The sequence below is a fragment of the Natronococcus sp. CG52 genome, assembly GCF_023913515.1.
In the GTDB taxonomy this organism is placed as follows: domain Archaea; phylum Halobacteriota; class Halobacteria; order Halobacteriales; family Natrialbaceae; genus Natronococcus; species Natronococcus zhouii.
On the sequence record NZ_CP099391.1, the window covers coordinates 3,392,528 to 3,409,649 of the forward strand.

Consider the following 17,122-nt stretch of genomic DNA (forward strand, 5'->3'; position numbering starts at 1 on the left):
CGAATGCGAGAACGGGGAACGGCGTCCCGATCGGGACGGTGATCCGCTCGCAGAACAACCAAACCGATTTTACGGTCCGTCACCGAGTTTCTGGCGTGTCGGAAGCGAATCCCGTCGAGCGCTGGCAGGCCCGACTCGAGGAGACCGGCGAGCTGACGCCGGAAATCGTCGAGCAGATTTCGAACCTGCACGGCGATCGCGGGGTTCGCGCCATCGAAGCGGTTAGCGAGAACCGGGTGAAGAGCTACCGCGATTTCACGATCGTCGTCGGTTACGACGACGAGTACATCGTCGAGGACGGCGGCTGTACCTGCAAGGACAGCGAGTACAATCTCGACGACGAGGATCCCACCGAACTCTGCTGGCACGTCCTCGCGGTAGCGATCGCCCGCCGCGTCGGACACGTCGACTACCACGACATGTGGTACTCCGAGGTTCGCGAGTTTCTCTAGGACCGAAGTTTTTTGCACGAGGGGTCGCCGCAGTCGACCCGAGTGCAAAAAACTTCGATGAAAAAGGCCGCTCGCTCCCTGCGGTCGCTCGCGGGTGCAACGCTCGTAACTCGACCGCAGCGGTACCTGCTTCGCTTATACGCTTTTCACGCTTCTAACCAATTGACGAAACTGTGCTAGTCGGCCGCGGCGACCGGTTCGTCCTCCCGCAGTAGCCGGATCGTGTCCCGAACCGTCTCGGCGTCGTCCGGATACGTTCCGTAGACGATCTCGTCCGCGTACGGCTCGACCTGCCGCGTGACGCCGGCGAGGCGGTCGGCGTCGATCTCGGTCGCCGACAGCTGGATCGCGAACGACGCCTCGAGGTCCTCGAGTTCGCGGGCGAAGCCGCGGGCGAGCGACTCGACCCAGTAGGTCGTCTCGTAGCCGGGACAACAGAGAGGGACGAGAAAGCCGTCGACGTGAGTTGCGAGCGCGTGCGGATCGAGCCCGGCGCGCTCCCGGAGGTTGCCCGGATAGGGGTCCGGATACAGCGTCGCGATCAGGTCATCCTCGACTCGAGTCGCCGCCTCGGCGACGAACCCGGTGATGACGTCGGTGCGCCACGCGTCGCGGTCCTCGAACTCGCTCGCGTCGAATCGGCGCTCGCAGCGGTCGCAGTGACAGAACGAGTCTCCCGGGAAACCGAGCGTGGTGAGTCGCACGTCGCCGACCGCACCGGCTCGTTCGATCCGCTCGAGCACGCCGGCGCGGTAGTCGGGATCGGTCGGGCAGACCGTTCCCCAGTGGTGGCCCTCCGCGTCGGGCGTCGCGCGCGTCCCGTCGGCGTCGACGGCCGCCCGGTCCGGTTCGTCGCGAACCGTCCCCGTATCGCCCCAGCAGGCGACGGAGTTGATCGCCCCCTCGAGCGGCGCCCGGCTCCGGCCGTCCACGTACTCGGTGAAGTAGTACGCGACGTCGCCGATGCCCGCTCGAGCGAGGTCGTGATCGTCGGTGAGAACGCCGTACATGGCTGTCGGTCCTCGGTGAACGTCCTTAAAATGATATCACGGGGCTGTGTCCGGCGTTACTCCTGACTGCAGATCTCAACGAAGTTCCGCAGAATCCGCAGTCCCGTCTCGCCGCTCTTCTCGGGGTGGAACTGCGTGCCGAAGACGTTGCCGGCCTCGTTGGCGACGATCGAGGGGAATACGCGCTCGTAGTCGGTCGTCGCGACCGCTGTGACCTCGTCGTCCGGCACGGCGTAGTAGGAGTGGACGAAGTAGGCGTACTGCCCATCGACACCCTCTACGAGCGGGTGGTCGCGCTCGACGTTCAGTTCGTTCCAGCCCATGTGGGGGACCTTCTGGCCCTCGGCGAACCGGACGTTCGTCCCGGGGATCAGATCGAGTCCCTGTACCGCGGATTCACCTTCGTTCTCGCCCTCCTCGCTGGTCGTGAGCAGCATCTGCATTCCGAGACAGATCCCGAACAGCGGGGTGCCGCTCTCGGCGACCTCGAGGAGGTCCTCCCGGAGCGGATCGGCGTTCTCGACGCCCTCGCGGAACGCGCCGACGCCCGGCAGGACGACCCCGTCGGCGTCGGCGAAGGCGTCCGGATCGTCGGTGATCTCCACGTCGGCGCCGGCTCGCTCGAGGCCGCGGGTGACGCTTCGGAGGTTCCCCAGGCCGTAGTCGACGACCACGACGGAGGCGAGCGACTGCTGCTGATCGGACGTAACGGTGCTCATACCCGCTCTCGGGACGGCGGAAAGAAGTGTATTGCCATTGCCGCAGATAGCGTTGCGCGCAGCGCAACGGTGAAATCGAGGAGGCGAGGCCCGTGAGAGGGGACGGTCCCGGTAGCGCAGGTATTACGTGATCGAACCCGTAGCTCCCGATATGGTCGACGACGATCCGGAGGCGGTGGTACGGGACTACTACGAGGCGGTCGACGACGAACGCTACGACGACCTCGTCGAACTGTTCACCGAGGACGTTCGGTACGAACGCCCGGGCCAGGGCGCGATCACGGGCCGGGAGGAGCTTCGAGAGTTCTACCTCGAGGGTCGGCCGCTCGAGGACGGCGCGCACGAGGTCCACGACGTCGTCGTCGACGGGAACACCGTCGCGGTGCGGGGCTCCTTTTCGGGTCGGCAGGGTGGCGACACCGTCGAGTTCGAGTTCGCCGATTTCCACGAGTTCGAAAACGGCGCGATCGCGCGGCGCTACACGTTCACGGATCGGGACGAAGTATAACGATATCAGATAGTAGTACGGTTCGTTTATTCAAAAACGCCCGTAAAACGTCTATTACGCACAGGCCCTACAGGTAGCCCGTTTTTAAATTGTGTCTCGGGGGCGTGAACTCCACATTTGAATACTACGACTAGCGACCAGACCGAATTCCAGTGGTGTGACCGTTTCGAACGAAAACCGCTTACAGACGATATCGAAGTGCAACGGACGTTGTTCGCAATACGAAGGCGAGTCTCCTTACATGTACGACCGAAATAGGTCGGACGGGACGTTCGGATCCGTACGTAACGAATCGTCCGATTTAGAGTCAACTGTAGTTCTGAACGAAGAAACCGGATCGTCGACCACCGGTAGGGAACTGACGGTTGGGACGAAAAAGGGAGTTAGAAGCCGTCGAGTCGCGTCTGTCCGCCCTCGCTGCCGTCGACGTCGGCGAGCTCTGCGGCCCGCTGGATGGCGTTCTGGAACGTTTCCTCCTGACTACGGTCATACAGCGTCGCCGCGGGGTGAACGCAGATCAGCAGTCGGCGCGGCGTATCGTCGATCCGGATGTCTTCGACGGAGCCGGCTTCCTTCGTCACAGCCACATCGCGATCGAGCAGGTGTTCGGTCGGGACCTTGCCGAGCGTAACGATCACGTCCGGGTCGAGCAGGTCGATTTCGCGCACGAGATAGCCGCGGCAGTTCTCGAGTTCCTCTTTCGTCGGGTCGCGGTTCTCTGGCGGACGACAGCGCACGCAGTTGGTGATGCGGACGGTGTCCCGATCCAGGCCGACGGTCCGGAGCTGTTCGTCGAGCACGGAGCCGCTTCGGCCGACGAACGGTTCGCCCTGACTGTCCTCCTGAGCGCCGGGTCCTTCGCCGACGAACACCACGTCGGCGTCCTCGGGACCGGTGCCGTTGACGATCTGGCTGCGCGACTCGACGAGCGCCGGACAGCGCGTACAGTCGGTGACACAGAGGTCCTCCATCTCTCCCATGGCGGTTGCTCGGGCGGCTTCCTACTACGGCTTTCCGGTCACGACTTCCGGTGGCGCCGATCACTCGAGCGAACTCGCGTACGAGTCCGCCGCTCGAGCCGCCTGCCGGGCGACCCGAATCGGTTCCGGACGGCCTCCTTCGGGGGTAAACGCCCGGACGACCGCGTCCGCGTCGTCGGGCTCGAGTCCGGTGCTCCGGACGTAGACGGTTTCGCCGTTGACCGACAGCGCTCGGCGCTCCGGCAGCGCGCGATACGTCTCGAGGCGCTGCTCGAGTTCCGCACCAGAAAAAGCGTCTTCGAGGCCGGCCTCGAGACCGGTGCTCGCTTCGAAGGTGACGGCGATCACCGGCCGCTCCGCGGCGTCGTGGATCGTCGATAGATCCAGAACGTTGTACCACGCCGGGGCGACGGCGCCGAGCAGGACGTACTGAACGTCGGGTCGCCCGAGTTCGCCGACGAGTCGGCGGACGGCCGTCGTCGCGTCGGTGCCGCCGACGGTACACCGTTGGTACTCGAGGCCGTCAAATACGCGGTCGGCCCGGACGACGGCTCCGGCGACCGTACTTCGACACTCCTCGCGAGTACGGCCGGGTTCGTCGCGGTACGACTCGGCAACGCCCAGCGCCCGCGCCCCAGGCTTCATTCAGGAATCGTCCTTGATCTCCTCCAGACGATCGAGTAGTTCGTCGCTCGAGGCGCCGTTTTCGAACTCGAACGATCCTTTGTGGCTGTTCTCTGACGACTGAACGGCGTCATCGTCGTCAAAATCAGCGTCGACCTCTTGCTGCTCGGATTCGTCGTAGCTCCCGAATCCCATACGGTGTTCTATTGGGGATTGGGACTGAAAAATTCCGCGGTAAGATGTGAACCGGTTGAAACGAGGGCTGCGGAGGCGCCGCGTTCGGACGCCATCGTTTTGCCACCGGCTCACGACGGTCCCCGTATGGAGGTCCATCACGTCACCGAAGACGCGGAGACGTTCACGTGCAACGCCTACCTGACGACCGACGGTCGGACGACGCTCGTCGACGCCGGCGGCTGGGACGGCGTCGTCGGCGAGATCCGCGAGCACACCGACGAACTCGACGCCGTCGTGATGACCCACCAGCACGGCGATCACGTCGCCCAGCTCGAGGCCGTTTGCGACGCCTTCGATCCCGACGTGTACGCCTACGACGACCACCCGACGCGAACCCACGAACTCGAGGAGGGTGATACCGTCCAAATCGGGGACGAGGAGTTCGACGTGGTCTACACGCCGGGTCACGCCGACGACCACGTCTCGTTCGTCTCCGAGACGACGCTGTTCTCGGGCGACGTGGTCGTCCACGACGACGGCGCCTTCGACTACGGAAGCTTCGGCCGCACCGACATGGCCGGCCAGTCGCGAGAACGGCTCATCGAGAGCATCGAGGAGTTGCTCGAGCGGCTGCCCGACGGCGTCGAACACATGTACGCGGGTCACGGCGACGTCTTCCACGGCGACGTGCGGGACGTCGTGGAGACGGCGCTCGAGCGGGCGGAGAAGCGGGAGCCGAAGTATCCCGACGAGTAACAGCAGAGAGGAGCACAGTTTCGGTATTCAGAAAGACTCGTGAAAATTCGTTCCGTGCAGGTCAAGCAGGTAACGAAGTGATAATCGAATTCACTGGTCACCGTCAGAAGTGGCCTGCTGAATACAGAGCGCGAATGCGGCACGAACCAGCGGTCAACTCAAACGATGGGACCTTACTCGGCCGGTTCGTCGACCCGGTCAATTCGTCGCCGCCTTTCCGGATGCGGCCACTCGAAGACGAGCGCACCGCCGACGAGGCCGGCACCGGTCGTAAAGCCGGGAACGTCGGCGGTATCGGTTCGTCTTCGGCGCCCGTCTCGTTTCCGTCATCTCCATCGCCGTCGTCTCCCTTCCCCGCTTCGATATTGTCAGGTTTCCGATGGGGCGCTGTCATCACTCGTCGGTCGGATCGTCGTCTGGACAGCCGGACTCGTCTTCGTCGTCGCCGGCGTCTACGTCTTCATCGCCCTGCTGGTCGTCGTCTTGGTCCGATTTCTCGTCTTCGTCTTCTGGCTCATCGTCCCTTTCGTCCGCATCGTCGAAACGACGCATCGCGACGAGTTCCTCGCCCGTGTCGATGTAGAGTGTGTCCTCGTCGACGGCAGTGACAGCGGGCCGGTCATAGGCAGTGATGTCGGGGAGGTAGTCGTCGAACTCGAGGACCCACCGCTCCGAGCCGTCCGTATCGATACGGACGCTGTCCGTCCCAGCCCACACCGCATACTCGTTCCCAGTTGCGTCACCGGTTTCGACATCGAACCTGACACCGTTCAACGAGATGTTGTCATCCGCATACACGTACTGTCCAGTTGCAACGATTGGTTCGGTGATGACGTTGTCCTCGTCGTCGTGGGGAGAGAACCCGATCCCCCACCGTTCGTCACCAGTCGTGGCGTCGACCGCACCGAACGCCCGTCCGGAATCCTGTTCGTCGTACGTTGGACCGGCGAGCGCGGCGTAGACGGTGCCGTTCGCGACGGCGACCGTCTCCGGTCGGAACGAAGCTGGCTCTGGATCGCCGGCTTCGGAACGAATCGGACGCGCGTCGATCATCTCTTTTTCCCACCGGACCGAACCGTCGTCGGCATCGAACGCGTAGAGGATTTCATCGACGACGAGGTAGACGGTGTCGAAGGCGACCGTCGGATCCGGAATCGACTCGTCGATCTCGAACTCCCGCTCCCACGCGAGTGAGCCGTCCGCGGTATCGAGCGCCGTAAGGTGGTTCTCGCCCGTGACGAAGAGCGTTCCGTCGGACACAGCCGGAGCAGAATAGAGCACATCTATGCATCTTCCGTTGACAATCATGACCGTGCTCACTGCTGTGGAATTCAGTTCGCCGCTCGACGCGCACACCAGCGAGAAGCGTGCGTTTCGGGCATCGGATGGCTCGCCTCGATTGCCAGGTATCACTATCGGAAGTGCTCCGGAGAGGCAGGGCTGTCTAGCAGTCCTCGTCTTCGCGGACGACCCGAACGCGACCGGTTATGGAATCCTCGCCGATGGTGGCGGTCCACTCGTGCTCGCCCGGGTCGAGCCGAAAGCTCGTGTACGTCTGTTTGTACTCGCGAGGCTCGAATTCGAGCGACTGCTGGTTCACCACGTCGCCGACCTCAAAGGTTAACTCACCCTCGACGGGCTCGTCTCGGTAGTTCATTACGTCTATGTTGAACATAAACGACGCCGTGTCCCGAGTGTCGTGCATTTCTTTGACGATCACGTTCTCCTCCGCATCTACCGGGGTGTGAATGGAGATATGGTAGCCGTCGTCCCTGTCTTCGTAGCCCTCGTCGGCTTCGACGACGAACGTACCAGTTTCGCTCTCCTCGCTGGCGGTAACGGTCCAGTCGTGTTCGCCGGGACCCAGGCTGCGCGGGTGGAAGTACCCGATTTGCTCGTCCTCGCTCTCGCCGGGGCCGACCTCGAGCGTATCGACCTCTTCGTCGATGTGTGCGATTTCGAGCGTGATCGGGACCGAGGCGGTTTCGTCGCCGTAATTCCTCACACAGACGTCGAAGACCGTCCACCCCCTCTCGTCGACGTGTCCCACGTCGTCCGCCGTTACTTCGAGTCCGAGGCTGTTCTCGTCCGTACCTTCACCCGTGCCTTCCGCCCCTCCCGCCGTATTCGAGACGAGGAAGCTTCCAGTCAGGAAGGTTGCGCTACCCGCTATGACCGATCGACGGTTTCGATCCAGCATACGTCGATCGTCTGCCGGTCGATATAATACTATCAACTAATTAGAACGGTTGAGGTGTCAGGTACTAAATGATAGATGGGGTACAGTTGCGTTATCTGCAACCAATTACTGGAGCGAGTCGTAGAGATACTTCCGTCCGCCGAACCCGGCTCTGATCGTCGCGAATCGAAATTGGGGCCGAGATTACTACCTTTCGTCAATCGACCTGTGGAGAGTGCTGGATTCGCGCTGTGTATTCAGCACGACTCTACGTAACGAATCGATTCGCCCGGGTCAGAGGAAAACGGCTAACCAACTACTGGGAAGCGAACTCACTCCTTCGGGCCGACGACCTCGATTTTGATCCCCTCGGGGTCCTCGCAGTAGAGGGCGTAGTAGCCGCCGGCGAACGGGTGTCGGTCCTCGTACAGCAGGCTCGCGTCCTCGCGATCGCGGAGCTGCCGCGCGAGGTCGTCGACCTGCTCGCGAGAAGCGGCGTGGAACGCGACGTGGTTCAGTCCGGCGGCCCGGCGGTCGAACGGGTGGTCGGAATCGACGGCCTGCACGAGCACGACGTAGGTCGGGCCGTTGATCCAGGAGCAGCCGTCGTCCCACTCGTTTTTCCGCTCGTAGCCGAGTTCGCCGAGCAGCCAGTCCCAGAGCGGAAGCGAAACCTCAAGGTCGGACGCGTACAGTTCGAGGTGATGGAGACTGCCGGCGTGGTCGGGGTCCGCGTGATCGTGATCCATAGAACGAAAGTACAGACGCGGTACTAATAGGTGGTCGCCGGGAGGTCCGCTCGAGAATCGTCCGGTCAGCAACGAGTCCGCAGTAGCGAGACCCGCCGGTAGTAGTCGTGGTCGCTCGAGACAGATGCGGGGCCGATGTCGACCCGGTTCGCGCCGAAATCAGGCTGCGCGCGGTTCCTTCGCCTTGGGACGAAGGTTCTTGTAGCCGCACTTGCGGCAGCGGTTGGCTTCCGGCGAGTTTCGCGCGTTGCAGCGCATGCAGATCATCTTCTCGAGCGTTCGTTTTTCGGCGGCGTCGAAGCTTGGCATGTCGCTTCGTTGGCCCGTAGTGCATATAACCGCTGTGGTCCCGATGCCGATCAGTCAGCCGACAGGTTCCGCTGGCGGAGAGAGACCGGCGTCCGGAGAAGGAACCGGGTGCGACCCGCTGACGGGCGTTCGCTCACTCCTCGTCGGCCAGGTAGTCCTCCTGGACGGCGACGACCTCGCTCGAGTCCGCACACTCGCTGTACCGGCGCAGCGGCTCCTCGTTGAGCGTCAGGAACGTCTCCCCCCAGCGGAACGGCTCGAGGAGGTCCTCGGCGGCCTCCCTGTCGCCGAAGATACGGAGCGCGGCCGCGAGCGCCTCGGCGGTCGTCAGCCGAAAGGGCCGGCCGTAGTTGACCGGGTTCGCGGCGACGAGGAAGGGGAGCGCCCGGTGCACGCCGTTCATTCGGAACGAGGCCTCCTCGGCGGACTCCCACGAGCAATCCAGCGCGACCAGCGTGCTGAGCGAGTCGTCGGCGTCGGCCGGCGAGAGCGCCTGCTCGGCGTGGGGGTTGAGGACGACCCCGTAGGGCACCTGCCTCATGTTGCGATAGAGCGTCGCCTTATCGAACTTCTCGAGTCGGCGCGCGGTGCACTTGTCGGGGTCGTCGTCGCCCTCGTAGTAGACGTGGCACTCCACAGCCAGCCTACGGCCGGGCGCGAAAAAAGGCAGTCGATACGACGCCCCGCGTCCGTTCGGAACGAGTGGACGTCGACGGCCGTACGGCCGACTCGTTATCCCAGCGACGGTCCGGGAGGCGTTCCGACGTGGGATTTGATACCGTACTCGAGCACGCCGGCAGCCAGTGCGATGACGAGGGGAACGAACCAGAAAACCGCGTAGACGATCATCGGCGACGGCGAGGCACCGACGTGGATGGCGTCCCGGACGTAGTGCCACGTCCGGTACGTGGCGAGCGCGAACCCGCCGCGACGACGAGCGCCGGCGAGACCAGCCGCCAGCGGACGAACAACAGCGCCGGAATCGCACCGAGGAGCACGACGCCGAGAAGCGTGAGTCCCAGCACGACGTACTCGGAGGGGAGCGCTCCGCCGAACTCGCCGAGTGCGGGAACCGGCTCTCCGAGAGAGACGGCGACGGCCGCGAGCGCGAGCAGGTGTCCGCTACCGACCGCACCGCTCGCGAGCGCTTCCATCCTCGAGACGGCGGGTAGCCGGTCGGCGTTCAAAACCGCGTACTCGATCGCGACCGCGACGAGTCCGCCGACGCAGACGAACGTGACGGCAGCGGCGAGCCCCTCGAACGAGCGGAACGACGGCCCGAGTCCGAATTCTCCGAGCCAGGGACGAGCGCCAGCGCCAGCAGCGAGGCGCCGACGGCGATCCGGACGCCGTCGCGCACCGCCAGGCTGGTGGCGACGCCGAGCGCGGCGAGCGAGCCAAAGAAGACCAACGCGTCTACCGTCGTAACGTCGATCCGGTAGCCGAGAGCGACGACGTAGCCCGTCACGACGGCCGGGAGCGCGACGAAGCCGATAGATCGGACGTTCATACGGGCAGGTTTGACGATCCCGGTGAAAAGTATTCCCTCCGTGTCACGAGCGCGCGATCAGCTCTCGTGGATCGCTTCACCCCGGTTCAGCCGCGAGGCGATCGTGAACGTCTGTTCGGCCTCGCGTCTGGTCGGGAAGTGGGCGGCCATGTACCGCGCCGTCGCGATCAGGGGCACGCGCCGACGGCGTTCGCGGTCGATCGACGAGTCGTCCCCGCGGGCGCTCGTCGACTCGGCGGCCAGATCGAACTGCCGGAACGCGGCCTCGAGGTTCTGGAGCGTGTGGAACCCGGCGTCTTCCCGCAGGAGCGCGTGGCCGAGCGTCCGCTTCAGGTCGGCGGGGTCGCCGCCGCAGTCGAAGAACTCGGCGACGAGTCGCCCCGCCTCGTTCACCTCGCCCTCGGCGTCGAACGTCTCGAGGAGGGCCTCGAGAATCGCGTCGAGCTCGCGGCCCGTCTCGTTCGCGCCCGCTTCCGGGATCGGTGCCGGCGGCGTGTTGAGGAACCGGTCGAGGTAGACGCTGATCGCGGCGTCGAAGACGCCCCGGTAGAGTTCGATCGCGTCCGTCCGACGCGTCGCCTGGTGGACCGCGTTGGCGTACGTGAACGTGTGGTGGACCGTGTTCCAGTCGGAGAACTCGTTGGCGGTGCCGAACTGGGCGACGCGCGTGGCGGCGGCGTGGACGACCTCGGCGGCGAGCGTTTCGGTCGTCGCACCCGCCGAGATCGCGTCCGCAAGCGCGTCGACGATAGCCTCCGGATCGTCCGAGAGCAACGTATCCTGGAAGTCAGTGGGTGGCGCCCAGGATGTTCCCGCACCCTCACCGGCGAGTTCCTCGAGTCCGCTCGTCTCGGTGACCTCGCCGCCGTAGACGCCCTCGAGCAGCGCGACGAGGTCGACCGGCTGCCGCCACGAGGATCGTTCGTCGCTGCGACTCGCGGTGACGAGTGGATCGACCAGACTCGCGAGCACACCGGCAGAGCGCGGCTCTGCCGACCCTCCGCTCGCGCCGCTCGCGGAGACGTCTCCCGACTGCCCCCGGTCGACGTGATCGAGGCTCTCGAAGGCCGTGTTCGCGAAGTCGAGGACGTGACCGGTCGAGAGGTAGGGGTGGTCGGTCGCGGCGGCGAACACCAGTTCGGCGACCTCGGCTTCCGACCGGCCGGCGGCGACGGCGGTCCGGAGACAGCGCTCCGCGCCGTCGGCGTCGCGCACCTCGACGCAGTCGCGGAACCAGCGCTTGAGACGGTCGAGTTCGACCTCGCGCGTCGAAAACGACGGCTGGTCGAAGTTCGGCGGTTCGTCCGCACAGTCGCTCGCCACGTGTCGAACGCCGGTGTACAGCGCCCGCTTCCGGTCTTCGGGCTCGAGGTCGTCGATCACGTTCGCCACGCAACCGAGGATCGTCAACCCCGGCCCCCAACCACCCTGGCGGTAGCGGGTGCCGAACTCGAGGGTCGTCGCCATCGGCTCCCGGTAGTCGACGCCGGCGTCCAGCAGCCCGGTCGTCGACTTCGCGACGACGAGTCGGAGGTTCTCCTCGAGACCGGTCTCGAGGCGATTCGCCCAGTGAGCCGCCGGCGGCAGGTCGCGCTCGGGGTTCGGGTTCACGTAGACCGTTCCGCCGCTGATCTCGACGGGGTACGTCTGCACGTCGTCGGCCCACGGATCGAACGTGTCGCCGCAGGCGAGTTCGAACCGCGCGTGGTGCCAGTGACAGGTCAGGATGCCGTCCTCGACGCTCCCCTCGGAGAGGGGAAACCCCATGTGGGGACAGCGATTGTCGACGACCCGAACCTCACCCTCGTGGTAGAACGCCGCGAGCGGCGTCCCGTCGACGCTCACCTGTGCGCGCTCTCGCTCTCGTAGCTCCTCGAGCGGGAGGAGCTCTCGAAATCCGTCGGACGTTGCCATACGAGTGTGATCGACAGGCGCGGTTGTAAGGGTTCGCTGAACGCAGTTTCTGTAACGGTTCCGAGAAGAACGGCGATCGTCCTCGAGGACGGTGAGCGAAATCTCCGAGGATGACGCCGCTTTTGGCGCTCGCGCCGGTACGGTGGACATGGAGACCGTCGCCCTGATCGAACGGTACTACGAGGCCCTCGACGAACACGAGTACGGCGTCCTCGGGGAGATTCTCGCTCCCGACTTCGTCCAGCAACGATCCGATCGGCGGTTCGAGAGCCGGGAGGCGTTCGTCCGGTTCATGCGCGACGATCGGCCGAATCCGGACACTCGACACGAACTCGAGGACGTGATCGACGACGGCGACCGCGTCGCGGTTCGCGGCCGCGTGGTCGACGAGGGGACGACGCTGTTCGAGTTCGCCGATTTCTTCGAACTCGCGGACGGCCGGATCGACCGGCTCGAGACCTACTCGCGCTGAGGCGGCGGATCCGCGCTCCCTTGTGCGGATCGGCGACGAGGACGGGACTTCGGAGTCGTCAATCTTGATCTTCACCGACGCTTTTTCGTCGTCGCGTGGAGGTGATAGACATGAGTGCCGAGACCATCGACGAGGAGGTGAGCCAGAGCGACTTGGTTCACGAGCGACTCCGGGAGTCACCCGCCAAGCGGTGGGTGCTCCTCGACGGGAACCGATACGTACTGACCGTGCTGTTCGCCGCCGGCGTCTTCCTCACCTGCGCGAGCATCGGCTTCGCGGGCTACATCCCGGTCACCGATCCGGGAACCGCCACGACGCTCGTCGCGGCGATCGTCGGCGGCACGCTCCCGTTCATCACGATCGTGCTCGCGATCAACCAGCTCATTCTCTCGCAGGAACTCGGCTGGCCGGGCGACCTCGAGGACCGGTTCGAAGCGATGGCGTCGTTTCGACGAGACGTCGAGACCCTGACCGAGGTGTCCGTCAGCCCGGCCGCGCCGGCCGATTTCCTGCAGCTCGTCGTCCGAACCGTCGTCGAGCGCGCCGAAACTCTTCGGCCGGTCGCCGAAGCCGTCGACGATCCGGCCCTCGCCGGTCGGCTCGAGGACTTCGTCGATGCGGTCGCCGACGAAGGGGAGATCGTCGCAGGGTCGCTCGAGAACGCGGACTTCGGGACCTTCGACGCGCTGTCGGCAGTGCTCGGACACTTCAACGGGGCGCACCTCTACGTGGCTCGCATCATCAGGACCCACTACGCCGACGACCTGCCGGAGGAGACTCTGGAGACGCTCGACGCTCTCATCGAACTGCTCGGCCACCTCGCCATCGCACGACAGACGTTCAAGACGCTGTACATGCAGTACGAACTCGCCCACCTCTCGAAGCTCCTGCTCTACCTCGGCTTTCCCACGCTGCTCGGCGGCGGAATATTCATGATGGTGTACGGTTCGATTATCGAATCGATCACCGATCCGGCGATACTCGTACTGGTCGTGAGCGCCGTCGTGACGCTCGTTTTCCTCCCGTTTATCGTGTTGCTTGTCTACACGTTCCGCATCGCCTCGATCGCGAGTCGCACAGCCGACTTCGGTCCGTTCGTTCCGCGGATCGACTTCGAGGATTTCGACGACTAAGCCAAACGCGCGATCGATCGGCAACGGTCGCCTTCGATGTGGTCCGCGCGCTCGGACCTCCCTCAAGCCGAGCAGTTGTTCGGACCCAGTTCGAGTTCGACCCGATCCTCGGGGGGCAATTCGAGTGCACCCCGGTTGCGGTCGATGATCTCCTCGTAGTTCGAGGGTTTCTCGCCGGCGTCAGCCATCCGGTCGACGAACGCGTCCTCGTCGAGATCGAGCACGTCGATCCCCGTGCGAGCGTTGCGGATCGTCGTCATAATGGGTTCGCCGGGCGCGCCGTGGGCGAACTCCCCCTCGGCGGTGACGGTGACGTGCCCTGGCAGGACGACGACGCTCTCGGGTTCGGCCAGGATGGTCCGGTGGAGCGTCTCGTAGAGCATGCGCGCCCCTTTCTCGCCCTCTCTCGCGGTTTCACCGCTCGAATTTTCCGAGGCGCGTTGCGCCTCGCCGTCCTCACTGAACTCGAGTTCCGTCCGTCCGGTCGAATCGATATGCAGCGTGTCGGCGGTCAACAACGCCCGCTCGTCCACGAGGAGGTTGATCATCTCGCTGGTGTGGCCCGGCGCGGCGACGGCCTTGAGTTCGCGCTCGCCGACCTCGAGCACCTCGTTGCGCTCGAGTCCGGTGTACTCGAACTCGACGTCGCGTTCCTCGGCGCGCTCGCTGAGATAGTAGGGGACGTCGATATCGTCGGCGAGCTGACGGCCGCCGGAGACGTGGTCGGCGTGGACGTGCGTGTCGACGACGCCGACGATCGAGAGGCCGGCCTCCTCGGCGGCGATCGCGAACTCGTCGGTGTCTGCGGTCGGATCGACGACGACCGCCTCGCCGGTCGACCCGCAGCCGACGACGTAGCTCAGACAGCCCTTCGCGCGGCGCTGGACCTGAACGATCCGGGCGTTACCGCCGACGTCGATTTCGGCGTGATCGTAGACGCCGCTCCACCCCTTCATCCCGCCGTCGACGGTCTGGACGTCGTACGCGTCGGTAACCGACTCGAGTCGGGTTGCCAGGTTCCCGGAGGAGATCCCCTTCGCACAGATGGTGATCACCCGTTCGGTGTCGCCCAGCAGTTCCTCGAGTTCCTCGAGGCGGCCGTCGAGTTCCTCATCGGGCCCGAACGGGAAGTGAAGCGCCCCGGAGACGTGCCAGGACTCGTAGCTGTCCTCGGGTCGCGTGTCGACGAGCGCGAACTCCTCGTCGTCGTCCTGTAGCTCCGCGAGTCGGTCCGCAGAGAGCGTCGTGACCATACTCCCGCTACGCGGTCGGGCCACGTAAACGTCGCCGCCACACGTGCCGCGTCACTCGGTAAACGGCGTCCCCGAGCGCTGGCGTCAGTCGCGCTCGGGTATAACCGCTACGGTACCGCCCTCCAAACGGGATGACGAATATGTCACCACTGCGCGGTCTGCTCGGAAGCGTGATCGGAATCGTCGTCATCGGCCTCGTCGCGACCGCCGTCTTCGCGGTCGCGATCGTCGTCGTTTCGACCGGTGCCGGCCTCGCCGGCTATAGTAACAACGGAAACGGTTTACGCACCGATCGCACAGCCATCGTGCGATCGGGTGTGTACTGACTTTCAGTGGCACCTGTACGATCCGAGCGCCGACTTCGTCGCCCTCTCGGCGACGCTCGCGGTCGTCGCGGTCGTTCTCACGAGTGGCTTCACGCCGCGGCCGTCGAGTCGGGAATCCGACGACAACACCGACGAGTTCGACTATCGAACGTTCAGCTGACGACGGTACGCGGCCGATCCCGGTCGATCGGTGAGCGGTTCCGCGAACGGGTGATTTAACTCCGAATCCGAGAAAATAGACGTATGACACTTTCAGCGTCGGCCTCCGCCGCCGTCGCGGTCCTTCGGCGTCGGCCGGGTGATCTCCTCCCGTTCTACCTGCTCGGCGCGGCAGTACCGGCTATCGTTCGCGTCATCCCGTTTCTCGGTCTCTTCCTCGGCTACCTCTATTTCGAGTTGACCGGACGGCTCGAACTGCTCCGGACCGAGTTCGAGGCGGGAACGCTCGAACCGCCCGATCCCGAGGCCGAACCCGAAGCGTTCGACGCGTGGGCGGAGGGACTCGTTCCGCTGGCCGAGCAGTTGGTGACGCTCGAGCTCGGCCTGCTCGTAGCGGTGACGGTCGCCGCGACAATCGTGGCCGGTATCGTGCTCCTGGGAGCGGTTTCCTCGGCACAGCTTGCGGCCTGTTACGGACGGCTCCGCGACGACCGCGGACTCGTCGTCGGGCTCGCGGGCGCCCGGCGCTTCTGGCTGCGGTTCGTCGGACTCTACGTCCTCGAGTTCGTCCTCTGGATGCTCGTCTTCCTGCTGGTCGCGATCGGTGCCCTCCTGTTCGGTGCGCTGCTCGGCGCCGTCGCCGGGACGGGATTCGCGACGATCCTCGTCGGTCTGCCGGCGGTACTCCTCGCGGGGCTTCTGATCGTGGTGATCCGTGCGGTGTTCGCGTTCGCGCCGGTCGCGATCGTCGTCGACGACGCGAGCGTCTTCGGCTCGCTCTCTCGAGCCGCCAGCTTCGTCCGCCGACAGCCGGTCGGCGCGGCGTTCTACTACGTCATCGCCGTCGGCAGCCTGGTCGCGCTGTCGGTCGTCACCGGCGTTCTGGCGATGATCGACGTCGTCTCCGTCGGCACGCTGCTCACGACGCTCGTCCTGTTTCCGTTCCTCGACCTGTTGAAGACGGCGTTATACGGCGACTCGAAAGATCGGCTCTCGCCGCCGTCGATACCGGACCGATCGCTCCGCGGTCAGTTCACCGGCGGCCTGCGCCGGGGATGGCGAGAGATGGTGTCGTTCGTCCGGACGACGCCGCTGTTGCACGCCTTCGTCGTCGTCACGGCCGTCGTCTCGTTCTGGGCGGGCTGGGTGGTCGCCGAGCCGCTGGCCGGCACCGTCGAAACGTCCATTGCAGCCCGACTCGAGGGTCACGTCCCGCCGGCGGCCGCCCTCGAGTTCTTCGGTAACAACTGGATGGTCGCGTACACGACGGCCTACGCCGGACTCGTGCTCGCCGTCCCCGCGTTCGTCTCGCTCGCGTTCAACGGCTTCGTGATGGGGATCTACGCCCGGCTCGAGGTCGAACTCGTCGAACTCGCCGCCTTCATCGTCCCGCACGGGATCCTCGAGATCCCCGCGATCTTCGTCGCCGGCGCGCTCGGCCTCTGGCTGGGGCTCGTCGCCTGGCGGACCGTCCGCGGCCGTGCGACGCCCCGGGACGTCGTCGACGCGCTCGAGCGAGCGTTCTGGGTCGTCGTCGGCCTGGGCATCCTGCTCGCCGTCGCGGCGTTCATCGAGGGGTTCGTCAGCCCGTACTACTACGACCTCTTCCTCTGAGAAGAGGGTAGCACGGGTTCGATACTCGCTCTCGAGACTGACTGAGTGGAGCTATTCGTTCTCAGCACGTGCACAACGAACTTTTTGCGCCTCGGGTTCGCTCGCTGTGCTCGCTCACCCTCGGCGCAAAAACTTCGATGAAAAAGGCCGCCTGCGCGGACTTCGTCCGCTTCGGCGGTGGACTGCTCGCAAAGCGAGCAGATGCTGACCGCGCGGTACCTGTATCGCCTGTACGGAACAGCTGTTCTACGAGTGGTTTAACTGAAAATCACACTCCC

Annotated in this window: 20 protein-coding genes and 1 pseudogene; 7 read left to right on the plus strand and 14 right to left on the minus strand. The window is 64.9% G+C overall.

Going from position 1 to position 17,122, the window contains the following annotated elements; genetic code table 11:
• The first annotated feature begins 95 nt into the window (after positions 1-95).
• Positions 96-452 carry a hypothetical protein gene (locus tag NED97_RS16965; RefSeq protein WP_252488199.1) on the plus strand — a complete coding sequence of 119 codons (357 nt, stop codon included), beginning with the start codon at positions 96-98 and terminating at the stop codon, positions 450-452.
• Positions 453-628: 176 nt separating this feature from the next.
• Here the strand turns inward: NED97_RS16965 and NED97_RS16970 are convergent, their stop codons facing one another.
• On the minus strand, positions 629-1,462 hold the full coding sequence (locus tag NED97_RS16970) for a hypothetical protein (RefSeq protein ID WP_252488200.1): 834 nt from the start codon (positions 1,460-1,462) through the stop codon (positions 629-631).
• A 56-nt stretch (positions 1,463-1,518) separates the two neighbouring features.
• Positions 1,519-2,181 (minus strand): imidazole glycerol phosphate synthase subunit HisH, encoded by a 663-nt coding sequence (gene hisH, locus NED97_RS16975; RefSeq protein WP_252488201.1) that lies wholly within the window; start codon positions 2,179-2,181, stop codon positions 1,519-1,521.
• A gap of 151 nt (positions 2,182-2,332) precedes the next feature.
• Here hisH and NED97_RS16980 point away from each other — a divergent pair, with 151 nt between their 5' ends.
• Positions 2,333-2,689, plus strand: coding sequence for a nuclear transport factor 2 family protein (locus NED97_RS16980; RefSeq protein WP_252488202.1), 357 nt, complete (start codon positions 2,333-2,335; stop codon positions 2,687-2,689).
• Positions 2,690-3,072: 383 nt separating this feature from the next.
• On the opposite strand, the gene NED97_RS16985 is transcribed toward NED97_RS16980, so the two are convergent.
• The 3 genes from NED97_RS16985 to NED97_RS16995 are packed head-to-tail and all read right to left on the minus strand — an operon-like array spanning position 3,073 to position 4,488.
• Positions 3,073-3,669: a uracil-DNA glycosylase gene (locus NED97_RS16985; protein ID WP_252488203.1), complete on the minus strand. Its 597-nt coding sequence runs from the start codon at positions 3,667-3,669 to the stop codon at positions 3,073-3,075.
• 60 nt (positions 3,670-3,729) lie between these two features.
• Positions 3,730-4,314 (minus strand): endonuclease dU, encoded by a 585-nt coding sequence (locus NED97_RS16990; protein WP_252488204.1) that lies wholly within the window; start codon positions 4,312-4,314, stop codon positions 3,730-3,732.
• The gene (locus NED97_RS16995; protein WP_252488205.1) at positions 4,315-4,488 is read right to left on the minus strand and encodes a DUF5786 family protein; all 174 of its coding nucleotides are present in this window, start codon (positions 4,486-4,488) and stop codon (positions 4,315-4,317) included.
• A 126-nt stretch (positions 4,489-4,614) separates the two neighbouring features.
• Between NED97_RS16995 and NED97_RS17000 the strand changes: the two genes are divergently transcribed.
• Positions 4,615-5,226, plus strand: coding sequence for an MBL fold metallo-hydrolase (locus NED97_RS17000; RefSeq protein ID WP_252488206.1), 612 nt, complete (start codon positions 4,615-4,617; stop codon positions 5,224-5,226).
• A gap of 393 nt (positions 5,227-5,619) precedes the next feature.
• Here the strand turns inward: NED97_RS17000 and NED97_RS17005 are convergent, their stop codons facing one another.
• The 8 genes from NED97_RS17005 to NED97_RS17040 form a co-directional block, all read right to left on the minus strand.
• Positions 5,620-6,486 carry an outer membrane protein assembly factor BamB family protein gene (locus NED97_RS17005; RefSeq protein WP_252488207.1) on the minus strand — a complete coding sequence of 289 codons (867 nt, stop codon included), beginning with the start codon at positions 6,484-6,486 and terminating at the stop codon, positions 5,620-5,622.
• Positions 6,487-6,670: 184 nt separating this feature from the next.
• Positions 6,671-7,426, minus strand: coding sequence for a hypothetical protein (locus tag NED97_RS17010; RefSeq protein WP_252488208.1), 756 nt, complete (start codon positions 7,424-7,426; stop codon positions 6,671-6,673).
• Positions 7,427-7,737: 311 nt separating this feature from the next.
• The gene (locus NED97_RS17015) at positions 7,738-8,154 is read right to left on the minus strand and encodes a VOC family protein (protein ID WP_252488209.1); all 417 of its coding nucleotides are present in this window, start codon (positions 8,152-8,154) and stop codon (positions 7,738-7,740) included.
• 159 nt (positions 8,155-8,313) lie between these two features.
• Entirely contained in the window at positions 8,314-8,463 is a 150-nt protein-coding gene (locus NED97_RS17020) for a 50S ribosomal protein L40e (RefSeq protein WP_252488210.1), read from the minus strand.
• A 133-nt stretch (positions 8,464-8,596) separates the two neighbouring features.
• On the minus strand, positions 8,597-9,100 hold the full coding sequence (locus NED97_RS17025; RefSeq protein WP_252488211.1) for a DUF367 family protein: 504 nt from the start codon (positions 9,098-9,100) through the stop codon (positions 8,597-8,599).
• 208 nt (positions 9,101-9,308) lie between these two features.
• Positions 9,309-9,650, minus strand: coding sequence for a hypothetical protein (locus NED97_RS17030; RefSeq protein ID WP_252488212.1), 342 nt, complete (start codon positions 9,648-9,650; stop codon positions 9,309-9,311).
• On the minus strand, positions 9,647-9,973 hold the full coding sequence (locus tag NED97_RS17035; RefSeq protein ID WP_252488213.1) for a hypothetical protein: 327 nt from the start codon (positions 9,971-9,973) through the stop codon (positions 9,647-9,649). The genes NED97_RS17030 and NED97_RS17035 overlap by 4 nt, the downstream gene beginning before the upstream one ends.
• Before the next feature lie 57 nt (positions 9,974-10,030).
• On the minus strand, positions 10,031-11,887 hold the full coding sequence (locus NED97_RS17040) for a Rieske (2Fe-2S) protein (protein ID WP_252488214.1): 1,857 nt from the start codon (positions 11,885-11,887) through the stop codon (positions 10,031-10,033).
• Between the two features lie 148 nt (positions 11,888-12,035).
• Here NED97_RS17040 and NED97_RS17045 point away from each other — a divergent pair, with 148 nt between their 5' ends.
• Complete coding sequence (locus NED97_RS17045) at positions 12,036-12,359, plus strand: nuclear transport factor 2 family protein (RefSeq protein WP_252490645.1); 324 nt, start codon at positions 12,036-12,038, stop codon at positions 12,357-12,359.
• Positions 12,360-12,469: 110 nt separating this feature from the next.
• On the plus strand, positions 12,470-13,492 hold the full coding sequence (locus tag NED97_RS17050; protein WP_252488215.1) for a hypothetical protein: 1,023 nt from the start codon (positions 12,470-12,472) through the stop codon (positions 13,490-13,492).
• A 62-nt stretch (positions 13,493-13,554) separates the two neighbouring features.
• Here the strand turns inward: NED97_RS17050 and NED97_RS17055 are convergent, their stop codons facing one another.
• Positions 13,555-14,745, minus strand: a complete 1,191-nt coding sequence (locus NED97_RS17055; protein ID WP_252488216.1) for an MBL fold metallo-hydrolase — start codon at positions 14,743-14,745, stop codon at positions 13,555-13,557.
• 131 nt (positions 14,746-14,876) lie between these two features.
• On the opposite strand from NED97_RS17055, the pseudogene NED97_RS17060 reads away from it, so the two are divergent.
• Positions 14,877-15,231, plus strand: a pseudogene (locus NED97_RS17060) (hypothetical protein).
• A gap of 83 nt (positions 15,232-15,314) precedes the next feature.
• A complete protein-coding gene (locus NED97_RS17065) occupies positions 15,315-16,844 on the plus strand; it encodes a stage II sporulation protein M (protein WP_252488217.1) in 1,530 nt (509 codons plus the stop codon).
• Positions 16,845-17,122 lie beyond the last annotated feature (278 nt).